Genomic DNA, 12107 nt, shown 5'->3' with positions numbered 1-12107 from the left:
GTGCGGTTCATTCTGAAACGGACTTGCTCCAGCGAGAGGCGAGGAGATAATCGGAATGGAGATCGCGTGAAGCGGCCGGATTTCATGGCGCTGGCGCTGAAAGAGGCTGAAGCCGCCGCCTTTCGAGGCGAAGTGCCGGTTGGCGCCGTTATCGCCAGCGGCGGCACGGTCATTGCCAGCGCCGGCAACCGCACCCGCGAGCTTGCCGACCCGACGGCGCACGCCGAGATGCTAGTCATCCGCGAGGCCTGCCGCAAGCTCTCGAGCGAGCGGCTCACCGGCCATGATCTCTATGTGACGCTGGAGCCTTGCGCCATGTGCGCCGGCGCCATTTCCTTCGCCCGGCTGCGCCGGCTCTATTTCGGCGCCGCCGACGACAAGGGGGGCGCGGTGATCAATGGCGCGCGCTTCTTCGCATCGACGACCTGCCACCACGCGCCCGACATCTATCCGGGCATGGGCGAGACCGAAGCTGCGCTGCTGCTCAAAGGATTTTTCCGGGAGCGGCGCGACTGAACCGGGCGCACCGCAAAGGCAACGAAGCGTGGCCCGTTCTTACAGGGACGGCAGCCAGTCGAACCAGCCGCTGCCCTTCTTGCCTTCCGCCTCTTTCTTCAGGCGGCGTTCCTTCTTGTACTCGTCTTCGCCAAGCTCGTTCTGCGGCGCGGTGTCGGAGGCGACGCGATATTGCACCGGCGGCTCGCTCAGATATTTACGGGTGTTCGGATCGCCCTGCTTGCTTTCGACAAGGCGGCGCTGGATCTCGGCGGCACGACCCTTGTCCGAATCCGAGGGGCTCCACGCCGGCGGGTGGCTCGAGCCTGAATCTGCCATTGCCTTCTTGACCGATGCTGGATCGGACTGCACGTCGTCGACGATCTCTGACTGATAAGCCGGATCGTTCTGATGGGCGGTAGCGTCGGCGCGCAGGCGGGCGCGACGCTGCTCCGGCGATTCGGGCCATTCGGCGCTCGCCGTCTCGATGCTGTCCTGCGGCGCCGGCAGCGCTTCCTTCTGGCCTGGTGCCGGCTTGACCAGCGTCGGGCGCGGCTTGTAGTCGATCCGTTCCTTTTGCTTCGGCGCGATCGAAAAGGCGCTTGAAATATCGCCCGCCAGCTGTTCACCGGCGGTCTTGTCGGTGCCATAGGTCGGAGAGCTCATGCAGCCGGACAGAGCGAGCCCCGATGCGACAAGCGGCGCCAGCAGCGCCAGGCGCACGTTATATCTCTCGGTCATGCCAAAAAGTCCCACTCTAGACAGCCTCTCGATTGCCACCGGCCCTGTGTCCGGTCCCCATCGTCCAAGCACTTGCGACGGAAATCCGGCGACAATTTGTCTTCCGGAGTTTCGCGTGTTTACCTCAACCACTCGTTAAGGGCAACGCGCGGGCGGTTTTCGCGCGCCCGGCGTGGCATTTGTGCACCGATAGAGCCATTCTGACCGGCCGGCCTGTCAAAGCCGGCCAAGCGCTTTCAACTCATGCAACACCGCCGCATCCCTAGCCGAAACGTCGGGAAACGCAACGTCCTGCCCGACATCGGCGGTATAGCGCCAGGAACGCGCGCACTTCACCAGGCCGCGGTCCTCGGCCTTCTCGACCACGACGGCGACACCCCTGACGTCGTCGAGCGTGAAGGCGCCAGCCGGCACCTCGCCATGCGCGATGACCAGATCGCTGGTGATCGCCATCTCGGCCATGTCGACATCGGATATCGCCGCTTCGAGCGCTGCATCGTCGATGGTGACGACCGGCACCGCTTCCAGCGACGAACCGATCACCTTCTGTGCGCGCGCGATCTCGAGCGCGCCGGTGACGACGCGTCGCACCTGCCTCACCTTGCGCCACTTTTCCGCCAGCGCCTCGTTCTTCCAGTCCGCCGGGATTTGCGGAAACTGGTCGAGATGCACCGAGACGGCGTCCGCATGAAGGTCGAGCCAGGCTTCTTCCATGGTGAAAGGCAGCATCGGCGCCAGCCATTTGACCAGACAATCAAAGAGATGTCGCACCACTTGCACCGAGGCCTTGCGCCTAACGCTCGACGGCGCGTCGCAGTACAGCGCGTCCTTGCGGATGTCGAAATAGAAGGCCGACAATTCCACCACCATGAAATCAAGCAGCATGCGCGTGATGCGCTTGAATTCGAAGGCGTCGTAGCCCGATCGCACCACCTCATCCAGCTCGGCCAGCCGATGCAGCATCAGCCGCTCCAGCTCCGGCATCTTGTCGAGCGGCACCTCCTCGCCATTGTCATGGGCAAGCGTGCCCAGCATCCAGCGGATGGTGTTGCGCAGCTTGCGATACGCGTCGATGTTGGTCTGCAGCACATTCTTGCCGAGACGCTGGTCTTCCCAATAGTCGGTCGTCACCACCCACAGGCGCAGGATGTCGGCGCCCGACTGCTTGATGACGTCCTGTGGCACGACGGTGTTGCCGAGCGACTTCGACATCTTGCGGCCGTCTTCATCCATGGTGAAGCCGTGGGTGACGACGGTGTCGTAAGGCGCCCTGCCCCTGGTGCCGCAGCTTTCCAGCAGCGACGAGTGGAACCAGCCGCGATGCTGGTCGGAGCCTTCGAGATAGACATCGGCCGGCCATTTCAAATCCGGGCGATCCTCCAGCGTGAAAGCGTGCGTCGAGCCCGAATCGAACCAGACGTCGAGGATGTCCATCACCTGCTTCCACCTGGATGCATCGTGGTTGCCCAGGAAACGCTCCTTGGCACCGGCGGCGAACCAGGCGTCGGCGCCTTCCTGCTCGAAAGCGTCCATGATGCGCTGGTTGACAGCCTCGTCCTTCAGCACATTGCCGTCGGCATCGGCGAAGACGGCGATCGGCACGCCCCAGGCGCGCTGGCGCGACAGCACCCAGTCAGGGCGCTCCTCGATCATGGCGCGGATGCGGTTCTGGCCGGCGGCAGGCACGAAACGGGTGTCGTCGATCGCCTTCAGCGCGCGGCTGCGCAACGTCGAGCCATCGCCCAGATCCTTGTCCATATAGACAAACCACTGCGGCGTGTTGCGGAAGATGATCGGTTTTTTGGACCGCCAGGAATGCGGATAGGAGTGCTTCAGCCGGCCGCGTGCGAACAGCGCGTTGCGCTTGATCAGCTCATCGATGACTGCCTGGTTGGCGTTGCCCTTCTTGCCATTGTCGTCGATGACGCGCGCGGCTCCGCCCTCGCGGTCCGGGCCAAAACCCGGCGCGTCCTTGGTGAAGAAGCCGCCATCGTCGACGGTGAACGGAATGGCGCTGTCGATGCCGCGCGCGCGCAAGTCCGCCGCAGCATCCATCCAGGCGTCAAAGTCCTCGCGGCCATGGCCGGGCGCGGTGTGGACGAAGCCGGTGCCGGCATCGTCGGTGACATGGTCGCCGGCGAGCATCGGCACGGGAAATTCGTAGCCGCCGCCAAAACCCTTGAACGGATGGCAAAGCGTAAGGCTTCCAAGCTCTTGCGCCGAAACACTGCGAAGCCGATTCAAGGTGACCTTGGCCTTGGCAGCGGACTCGTCGGCCAGCGCGTCGGCGAAGATCAGCTTTTCGCCCGGCTGGGGGCCGAACGCATTCTCGGCCGCTGTTACCTCGTAGAGGCCATAGCTGATGCGAGGCGAGTAGTTGACGGCGCGGTTGCCTGGGATCGTCCATGGCGTCGTCGTCCAGATGACGACGTGGGCCTGCAACAGATCCAGCGCCCCTTCCGTCAGTTTGGTCACGCCGTCATCGACCGGCTGGACTAGGCTGACGATTGGGAACTTCACCCAGATCGTGTCGGACTCGTAATCCTGGTACTCGACCTCGGCCTCGGCAAGTGCCGTGCGTTCGACCACACTCCACATCACCGGCTTGGAGCCGCGATAGAGTTGGCCCGACATGGCGAACTTCAGCAGCTCGCCGGCGATGCGTGACTCGGCATGGAAGGCCATCGTCGTATAGGGGTTCTTGAAGTCGCCGATGACGCCGAGCCGCTGGAACTCGCCGCCCTGCACCGTGATCCAGTGCGCGGCGAACTCGCGGCACTCCTGGCGGAACTCGTTGACCGGAACCTCGTCCTTGTTCTTGCCCTTGGCGCGATACTGCTCCTCGATCTTCCATTCGATCGGCAGGCCATGGCAGTCCCAGCCCGGCACGTAGTTCGAGTCATAGCCACGCATCTGGAACGAGCGGGTGATGACGTCCTTGAGGATCTTGTTCAGCGCGTGGCCGATATGGATGTTGCCGTTGGCGTAGGGCGGACCGTCGTGCAGCACGTATTTGGTCCGGCCGGCCGCGCTCTCACGCAGCTTGCGGTAGAGGTCCATGTCCTGCCAGCGCTGGACCAGCAGCGGCTCCTTTTCGGGCAAGCCGGCGCGCATCGGGAAATCCGTCTGCGGCAAATAGAGCGTCTTGGAATAGTCGATCGTTGAATTATTGGACGTTTTGTCGGTCATTGGTCTGCCATCTACATTACCCGGCCTCGAAGGGCTCGGGCGTGAGGTCGTTGCTTTGACGCATATCGTTTTCCCAAAACCGAAGCCACTTTTGGGCGATATGCGTTGATGATCTGGAAAAAGCGCGAGAGGCCGCGCGCAAAATTCCCGGCGGCTCCGGCGACCCCTCAGGCCGCCCGGAACACCGGGCCGGTAATTCGTATGGTCAGCGCGTGAAGGCGCGAAAAGCTCGTCATCGGTGGGCTTTTAGCGGAGATAGGCGCAGGAATAAAGTGTCTCTCGCTCGATTCCGTTACATCGTAAAATCGAAGCGGTAGCTGGTCGACACGCCGATCATGAACTGATTGCGGTCGCCGCGTTCCCTGACCAGGCTGGAATCGGCCGCCGGTCCCATCAGGCGCGAATATTCACCGAACAGGCTGGCGGTCATCGGCTCCGTCACCTTCCAGGTTATCGCGCCACCGAGGCCGGTCGACTTCAGGCCACCGCCGGGATGATATTCGCTGAGCCCGGAGGCCACGGCCTCCTGTGCGTCGACGCCATAATAGGCATCGAAATATTTTTCCGAGGCGAAGGACACACGCGGTCCCCCAGAAATCCGGACAGTTGGCGTGACATCATAAAAAGCGTCGGCGGCGATATCGGCGACAAAGCCGTTATGGGCGCGGATGCCGTGGCGCAGCTCGGCGCGTGCGCGCAGCCAGTCGGTCGGATAGAATTCGAAGAAGCCGCCGACCTCGCCGCCCCAGCGCACCGGATCGAGGCCCTTCAGTTCATCGGCATTGTCGTCATCACGGGAAAATAGGAACTTGCCGGTCAGGCCGGCGCGAACGCCGCCATCGTCGATCAAGGCCAGCGAGATGTTGTCGTTGCGCGACGTGAAGCGGGCCGCCGGTCCGGCCTTGCCCAGCGAGATGATCGGCGAGGCGCTGAGCAGGTATTTCTTGCCGCCCTCGAAGTTCGGCGCGATCATGCCGGTTGCGCCAACGGTCAGATACCAGTCACCGGACAGCCAGCTGCCCTCGCCCGCATTGGCTGTGCTCGCGCCACCCAGCAGCGCAGCGGCCAACACCACAGAGATTCTTCCGACCGGACTCATGGCCACTCCACTAACACAACGCGCACCGTTTACCGATGACAGCTTTGAAGGCCGTTTGGTAAAATTTGATTTAAATCCGAGACGTCCGATCACGGATTGCGGCGCTGCAGCTATCGGCCATCGACTGGACGTTGGCAAGCGCCGGGATTAACCTCCGCCTGGCAGTATCCCGCAGCCCCAGATGGAGACCGCGACAATGACCCTGCATGGCGACGCCTTGAGAACCGCAATGGAACAGACACGGACAAAATGGGGGTGGTTCGTCGCGCTTGGCGTGCTGCTGCTCATCTTCGGCGGCATTGCCTTCGGCAATCTGTTCATCGCCACCGTGGCTTCGGTCTATGTCGTGGGCTGGCTGATGCTGATGGCCGGCGTCATCGAGATCGTGCATGCCTTCGGCGTCAAGACCTGGAGTCGGTTCTTCTACTGGCTGCTCAGCGGACTGCTCTATGCCATCGCCGGATTTTTCGCCTTCGACAATCCGCTGCTCGCTTCAGCGGTACTGACGTTCCTGCTGGCGATCGCGCTTGTGGCTTCCGGGGTGCTCCGGGCCTGGGTCGGCTACAGCCACAGGCCGGAACCCGGCTGGGGCTGGATCGTCGCGGCCGGCATCATCAGCGCGCTTGCCGGCCTGATCATCGCCATGGGCTGGCCCGTCAACAGCCTGTGGGTGCTCGGGCTGTTTCTGGCGATCGACCTGATCTTCCAGGGCTGGACCTTCATCGCCGTCGGCCTGGCACTGAAAAAGTAAATTTTGCCTGGGCATGATCTTGCCCGAAAACCGGTTCCCACTTTTCGGGATCATGCCTAGAAGGCCATGGCCGCGTCGAGCACGGAGAGCGGCCTGACGCCGGCAAGCAGCGCGCGCGCCTCGGCTTCATCGCGCTTCATCTGCGCGACCAGCGCGTCGAGCCCTTCGAACTTCACCTCCGGGCGCAGGAAACCGAAGAAGGAAACCTGGCAGACCTCGCCGTAGAGGTCGCCTGAGAAATCAAAGACGAAGGTTTCCAGCAGCGGCGCGCCGTTGTCGTCGACGGTCGGGCGGCGGCCGAAGCTGGCGACACCGTCGTGAAGCGTGCCGTCGGCGCGACGAAAGCGGACGGCATAGATGCCCTCCTTGAGCGCGGCTTCCGTGGAAAGCCTCATGTTCGCGGTTGGAAAGCCAAGCGTGCGGCCAAGCTGCTGGCCGCCCACAACCTCGCTTTCAACGGTGAAGCGATAGCCGAGCAGTCCGGCGGCCTCGGCCACCGCGCCCTCGCTCAGCAAGACGCGGATGCGGCTCGACGACACCACCTCGTGGCCCTCGTCACGAAAGGCGTCGACGAGCGTGACGCCGAAGCCATGACGCTCGCCGGCCGCCATCAGGTAGGCCGGGCCGCCTTGACGGTCCTTGCCGAAATGGAAATCGAACCCGGTCACGGCGTGGGTAATGCCAAGGTTCCTTTCCAGCACATCGGTCACGAATGCCTCCGCCGACAGCGAGGCGAAGTCGCGCGTGAACGGCTGCTCGACAAGCGCGGCAAAACCCAGCAACGACAGCAGCCTCGCCTTCATCGGCGGCGGCGTCAGCACGAACAACGGCATGTCGGGCTTGAAGACCTTGCGCGGATGCGGCTCGAAAGTCAGCACCAGGGCCGGCACCTGGCGCCGCCCGGCTTCGGCCAGGGCTCGCTCGAGCACCGTCTGATGACCGCGGTGGACACCGTCGAAATTGCCGATCGCCACCACGCCGCCACGCAAATCGGCGGGTAGCGGCGCGGTTGCCAAAATGTGCTGGAAGGCCGCCATCGTCACCTACCGCAGTCTGGGAATGACAGCCACCGGACGATACCCATGCTTCTCCAGGAAGGTCGCCAGCCTTGCTGGATCCGGTTGCAATGCATCGCCATAGTCGCGCGCATGGATGCCGCCGGACACATAGAGAACGTCGAAACCATTGTCGACCGCGCCCTTCACGTCGGTCATCATGCCGTCGCCGATGGCCAGCACCTGCGAACGCTCGATCGGCCGGCCAAGAATCTCGGCAACTTCCTTGATCGCGAGGTCATAGATCGGCGCGTAGGGTTTACCGGCGATCAAGGTGCGGCCGCCGAGCTGGGCATAGTCGCGTGCCAGCGCACCGGCACACCAGATGATGCGTTCGCCGCGTTCGACCACGATATCGGGATTTGCACAGATGAAGGGCAGGTTCCTGGCGCGCAACCGCCGCAGAAGCTCCGTGTAATCCTCGGGCTTCTCGACCTCGTCATCGAACAGGCCGGTGCAGACGACGCCGGACGCCTCGAATTCCTCGACAAGCTCAACGTCGAGACCGTCATAGAGGGTGAAATCGCGGTCGGCGCCAATATGGAAGATCTTTCGGGGGCCCTCGGCGATCAGGTCGCGGGTCACGTCGCCTGATGTGACGACACGGTCGTAGGCTGATGGTGGGACGCCGATCGCGTTCATCTGAGCCACGACATCGGCACTTCTGCGCGGCGAATTCGTGATCAGGACGATGGGGATTTCTGCCTCGCGAGCCCTCGCCAGCGCCGAAGCCGCGACAGGAAAGTGCGCCTCGCCGTTGTGCACCACACCCCAGACATCGCACAGGATTGCCGAATAGGGCTTCGACACGTCTTCGAGCGAGCCGATGATTTCAGGCGAATCCGCCATGCCGTTTCCTTCAGTCATGATCATTGCGAGCGCCGCGGCCGACGGTTCGCCGCAGCCGGTTCCGATTAACCGAACCGCCCCGGCCTGTCACCAGCTTTCGCCCGGATGCCGGATTGGTTAGCGGTTGGTGAAGCGCGGACCAAGCAATCGAGCGGTTTCCCAAACCCGTCCTTCAGCGTTTTGTGGAAAGTTGGCGCCTGATCAAGAATCCGCCGGCGGGGGCCGCAGCAAGACATGCATGAACTCTGGCGTCGGTTCTGCCGCGACAAACGCGGCAACTATGCTCTTATGACGGTCGTTGCGCTGGTTCCGCTGATGGGCGGCCTGGCGATGGCGGTCGACTACACCGAGATGAACCGTGAAAAGCAGACGGTGTTGAATGCGCTCGATGCCGCCAACTTCGCCACTGCGCGACGGCTGACGGAAGGTGCGACCGACGACCAGTTGAGAGCCTATGCGCTCGACTTCTTCAACGCCAACCTCAACAGCGTCGATCCCGCCAACGCGACGCTCAACGTCACCTTGCCGAGCAACACCAGCGGCGGCGGCTTGCTCAAGATGAACGCGCGTCTTGACTACCAGCCCTATTTCTTTCCTGCCTTCGGCCAGCTCATCGGCAAATCCCAAACCGACGCGAACCAGAAAATCAGCTTCGACGTCTCCTCGGAAGTGCGTCTGAAGAACACGCTGGAAGTTGCCCTGGTGCTCGACAATTCCGGATCGATGACCACGACCGGAACCGGCTCGGGGCAAAGGCGCATCGATCTTCTCAAAACTGCTGCCAAGCAGCTGGTCGACACGCTGGCCCTGCAAGCGGCAATGATCAAGCAGGTGGACAGGCCGGTGCAATTCGGCCTCGTGCCCTTTGCTGCCTCGGTCAATGTCGGTGCCAGCAACGGCAACGCATCGTGGATGGACACCGAAGGCCTGTCGCCGGTATCGAACGAGAACTTCGACTGGTCGACGCTGAACACGGCCAACAAATACGCCCAGCAGACCAACGGCATATGGTACAAGCGCGGCTCCGGATGGGGTGCCGATGAAGGCCAGATGCTGACCCGGTTTTCGCTCTACCGCGACATGAAGGTCGTCACCAACCACGAGCGCATCACCAACAGCAAACGCGTGGTGTGCGACGAGTACAACTCGAACAACACCTGCAAACGAAGCCACGACGAGTACGACTACATCGATTCCTATGGCCCGTTCGCCAGTTGGCAAGGCTGCGTCGAAGCCCGACCCTACCCCTACAATGTCAACGACGCGCCGCCGTCCGGCGGCTCGGCGAACACCGGCATAGGGGTCGGCGATCCGGCGACGATGTTCGTGCCGATGTTCGCCCCGGACGAACCCGGCAACCATTGGAAGCTCACCCAGGATCCCGACGAGGCCGTGCCGACGACCTATGGCGCCGTGAACAGCTGGTGGAATGACGACCCGACGAGCAGCACAGGCCAATCCCGGCTGCGCAACATGGCCAAATATTTCCAGCCGCGGCCGATCGATGCGCCGGCGCTGCCGGCCGGCAACGGCCCGAACTACAGCTGCACCACCAACCCGATCACACCGCTGACCGACGTCAGCGTCACCGACGGACTGACCTCGATCAAGGCCGCGATCGACCTGATGCAGCCGAATGGCGGCACCAGCGTTCCCGAGGGCATGGCCTGGGGCTGGCGGGTGGTCTCGAGCGGCGAGCCGTTCACGCAAGGACGCCCGGAAACAGAAAGAGGCAACGACAAGGTCGTGATCGTGCTGACCGACGGCGCCAACACCTACTACACGCCTGCGTCGCTCGGCTATTCCGATCCCGCCGATTCGAAGTCGACCTACGCGTCCTACGGCTATCTCAACCCCGGCTACAACGGCACCTTGGTCGGCCGCATGTTTCTGGGGACATCGAGCGCCATTGGCCAGTTCGACTATTCGAACGGCAATTACACGAGCGCGCTCAACGAGCAGATGGCGACGCTTTGCAACAACGCCAAGGCAGCCAACATCATGGTGATGACCGTGGCGCTCGACCTGTCCACGACCAAAACCAGCGACCAGGCGGCGATCGCGGCGCTGAAATCCTGCTCGTCGAACTCGCGCTTCCGCAAGGATCCAACGGATCCGAGCAAGCCGGCCAAGCTGTTCTGGAATGCCACCGGCGCCACCTTGTCGAACGATTTCAAGGAGATCGGCAACGAATTGTCGAACCTGCGCGTCGTCAGCTGATCCGGAGACGCTGGCAGCCATCTGGCGCAACGGCTGGCTGCGCCATGCCCTTGCGGACGCCTGCCGGCACGGGCAGATATTGGCCGCTCGCTTCCGCACCGGGGTGCGCAGGGGAACGAACAGATGCCCGAAACCGCCAACCATCTCGCCTTCGCGCTGGTCTGCCTCGGCATGGTGCTGACGCCAGGCCCCAACATGATCTACCTGATCTCGCGTTCCCTGTCGCAAGGGCCAAAGGCGGGCCTGATCTCACTTGGCGGCGTCGCGCTCGGCTTTGTCTTCTTTGTGCTGGCGGCGGCGTTCGGCATCACCGCGCTGCTGCTTGCCGTGCCCTATGCCTATGACGCGCTGCGCTTTGCCGGCGTGCTCTATCTCCTGTGGCTGGCCTGGCAAGCGGTGAAGCCGGGCGGTCGCTCGCCATTCCAGGTGCGCGAGCTGCCGCGGGACCGGCCGCGCAAGCTGTTCGCCATGGGCCTGATGACCAATCTGCTCAATCCGAAGGTGGCCGTGCTCTATCTGTCGCTGCTGCCGCAGTTCATCAGCCTGGACAAAGGCCATGTCCTGTCGCAGCTTCTGGTGCTCGGCGCGACGCAGATATCGATCAGCCTCAGCGTCAATGCCATCATCGCGGTGACAGCGGGCTCGATAGCCACCTTCCTCGCTGGCCGGCCGCTATGGCTGGTCATCCAGCGCTGGATGATGGGCACCGTGCTGATGGCACTCGCGCTGAAGATGGCGACCGACGCACAGCGCTGAGAGTGGAAGTACAAGCGGCGATCGCCGCCGTCAGCCGCCGAAGACTTCCTTCAGAAAAGCCTGAGAATCGCGGATGGATTGGTCGGCGGCAGCCGCATCATACTCCATCCGGTGACCATAGGCCTCGGTGCCGGGCTTGTATCCTGGGGCGGCAAATGCGTGACGAGCGCCCTTGAAGACGTCAAGCTGCACGGCGCTTCCCTTGCCGCTGCGCTGCGCCATCATCTCCTGGCATTTCTTGGCGGGCGTCCAATCGTCCAGCTCACCGATGAGGACCAAGGTCGGCGCCGCCATGTCGCCATTCGTCGCCGAACAATCCGGATAGTAGGCGATCGCTGCCTTGAATTTGTGCGCCATAAGCCTCTCCGCGCCACCAGATTGCACGGCCTCAAGCGTTGCGATCCCGCCAGCGGAGAACCCCATCAACGCAATGCGCTGCGGGTCGACAAAACTGTATTTCGACAGGAATTCCAGAGCGCCGTAGGCGTCATAGACGCGATCGACAGAGTGGAGGCCATCACAGGTCTCCTTTATGCCTCTCGTGCTGAAGCTGTCGACAAAGAGGACGACGTAACCCCAGGAAGACAACCGTTCCGACCAGGCTTTCCTTACACTTGGGAACAGACCCGTGCATCCGTGGAGAACGACGATAGCCGGGAACGGCCCCTCACCCGGCGGTCGCGTCAGATACCCGTTCAGTGGCGTGCCGGGAACATCATTCAGGACTTTGCCGCTTTCTCTCGCAATGCGTTGCTGAAACGGCGTCGGCGTGACAGCCGCGCTTTCGAGTTGCACCGGCAGGTCGGCGCTTGCCAGCGCAATATTGAGATGGCCCGCAATGCCAAAGCAGATCAGCCAGACGATCTTCTTGAGCACTCCGGACAGTTTCCACGCCATGCGTCAGTCTCCGTCACCTGGCCACAGAGGGCGCCGACAAGCCAAGCATATCAGG

10 protein-coding genes are annotated in these 12107 nt (G+C 62.8%); 4 read left to right on the top strand and 6 right to left on the bottom strand.

Annotated features, from left to right (window positions below; translation table 11 throughout):
- Positions 1 to 66: 66 nt before the first annotated feature.
- Positions 67 to 516, top strand: coding sequence for a nucleoside deaminase (locus AC0ZT5_RS33115; RefSeq protein WP_477290895.1), 450 nt, complete (start codon positions 67 to 69; stop codon positions 514 to 516).
- 39 nt (positions 517 to 555) lie between these two features.
- On the opposite strand, the gene AC0ZT5_RS33110 is transcribed toward AC0ZT5_RS33115, so the two are convergent.
- The 3 genes from AC0ZT5_RS33110 to AC0ZT5_RS33100 all read right to left on the bottom strand — a co-directional run bounded on the left by AC0ZT5_RS33110 (position 556) and on the right by AC0ZT5_RS33100 (position 5524).
- Positions 556 to 1236, bottom strand: a complete 681-nt coding sequence (locus tag AC0ZT5_RS33110) for a hypothetical protein (RefSeq protein WP_488499862.1) — start codon at positions 1234 to 1236, stop codon at positions 556 to 558.
- Between the two features lie 216 nt (positions 1237 to 1452).
- Complete coding sequence (gene ileS / locus AC0ZT5_RS33105) at positions 1453 to 4425, bottom strand: isoleucine--tRNA ligase (protein ID WP_488499861.1); 2973 nt, start codon at positions 4423 to 4425, stop codon at positions 1453 to 1455.
- A gap of 292 nt (positions 4426 to 4717) precedes the next feature.
- On the bottom strand, positions 4718 to 5524 hold the full coding sequence (locus AC0ZT5_RS33100) for a MipA/OmpV family protein (RefSeq protein WP_488499860.1): 807 nt from the start codon (positions 5522 to 5524) through the stop codon (positions 4718 to 4720).
- Between the two features lie 196 nt (positions 5525 to 5720).
- Between AC0ZT5_RS33100 and AC0ZT5_RS33095 the strand changes: the two genes are divergently transcribed.
- Entirely contained in the window at positions 5721 to 6275 is a 555-nt protein-coding gene (locus AC0ZT5_RS33095) for an HdeD family acid-resistance protein (protein ID WP_488499859.1), read from the top strand.
- A gap of 56 nt (positions 6276 to 6331) precedes the next feature.
- Here the strand turns inward: AC0ZT5_RS33095 and AC0ZT5_RS33090 are convergent, their stop codons facing one another.
- Both AC0ZT5_RS33090 and AC0ZT5_RS33085 read right to left on the bottom strand, forming a co-directional pair.
- On the bottom strand, positions 6332 to 7312 hold the full coding sequence (locus AC0ZT5_RS33090) for a bifunctional riboflavin kinase/FAD synthetase (protein WP_488499858.1): 981 nt from the start codon (positions 7310 to 7312) through the stop codon (positions 6332 to 6334).
- Between the two features lie 6 nt (positions 7313 to 7318).
- On the bottom strand, positions 7319 to 8179 hold the full coding sequence (locus AC0ZT5_RS33085) for a TIGR01459 family HAD-type hydrolase (RefSeq protein WP_488499857.1): 861 nt from the start codon (positions 8177 to 8179) through the stop codon (positions 7319 to 7321).
- A gap of 234 nt (positions 8180 to 8413) precedes the next feature.
- Between AC0ZT5_RS33085 and AC0ZT5_RS33080 the strand changes: the two genes are divergently transcribed.
- Complete coding sequence (locus tag AC0ZT5_RS33080; protein WP_488499856.1) at positions 8414 to 10399, top strand: TadE/TadG family type IV pilus assembly protein; 1986 nt, start codon at positions 8414 to 8416, stop codon at positions 10397 to 10399.
- A 123-nt stretch (positions 10400 to 10522) separates the two neighbouring features.
- Positions 10523 to 11155: a LysE family translocator gene (locus tag AC0ZT5_RS33075; protein WP_488499855.1), complete on the top strand. Its 633-nt coding sequence runs from the start codon at positions 10523 to 10525 to the stop codon at positions 11153 to 11155.
- A gap of 30 nt (positions 11156 to 11185) precedes the next feature.
- On the opposite strand, the gene AC0ZT5_RS33070 is transcribed toward AC0ZT5_RS33075, so the two are convergent.
- Complete coding sequence (locus AC0ZT5_RS33070) at positions 11186 to 12052, bottom strand: dienelactone hydrolase family protein (protein ID WP_488499854.1); 867 nt, start codon at positions 12050 to 12052, stop codon at positions 11186 to 11188.
- Positions 12053 to 12107 lie beyond the last annotated feature (55 nt).

It is taken from the genome of Mesorhizobium sp. CNPSo 4670, assembly GCF_057784235.1.
The sequence above is the reverse complement of the archived record's forward strand: the minus strand, read 5'-3'. Positions and strand labels throughout refer to the sequence as shown.

Bases quoted from the DNA above. Each gene is read 5' to 3' on its own strand.
- AC0ZT5_RS33110 (WP_488499862.1), bottom strand. From the start codon at position 1,236: ATGACCGAGAGATATAACGTGCGCCTGGCGCTGCTGGCGCCGCTTGTC.
- ileS (WP_488499861.1), bottom strand. From the start codon at position 4,425: ATGACCGACAAAACGTCCAATAATTCAACGATCGACTATTCCAAGACG.
- AC0ZT5_RS33100 (WP_488499860.1), bottom strand. From the start codon at position 5,524: ATGAGTCCGGTCGGAAGAATCTCTGTGGTGTTGGCCGCTGCGCTGCTG.
- AC0ZT5_RS33095 (WP_488499859.1), top strand. From the start codon at position 5,721: ATGACCCTGCATGGCGACGCCTTGAGAACCGCAATGGAACAGACACGG.
- AC0ZT5_RS33090 (WP_488499858.1), bottom strand. From the start codon at position 7,312: ATGGCGGCCTTCCAGCACATTTTGGCAACCGCGCCGCTACCCGCCGAT.
- AC0ZT5_RS33085 (WP_488499857.1), bottom strand. From the start codon at position 8,179: ATGGCGGATTCGCCTGAAATCATCGGCTCGCTCGAAGACGTGTCGAAG.
- AC0ZT5_RS33080 (WP_488499856.1), top strand. From the start codon at position 8,414: ATGCATGAACTCTGGCGTCGGTTCTGCCGCGACAAACGCGGCAACTAT.
- AC0ZT5_RS33075 (WP_488499855.1), top strand. From the start codon at position 10,523: ATGCCCGAAACCGCCAACCATCTCGCCTTCGCGCTGGTCTGCCTCGGC.
- AC0ZT5_RS33070 (WP_488499854.1), bottom strand. From the start codon at position 12,052: ATGGCGTGGAAACTGTCCGGAGTGCTCAAGAAGATCGTCTGGCTGATC.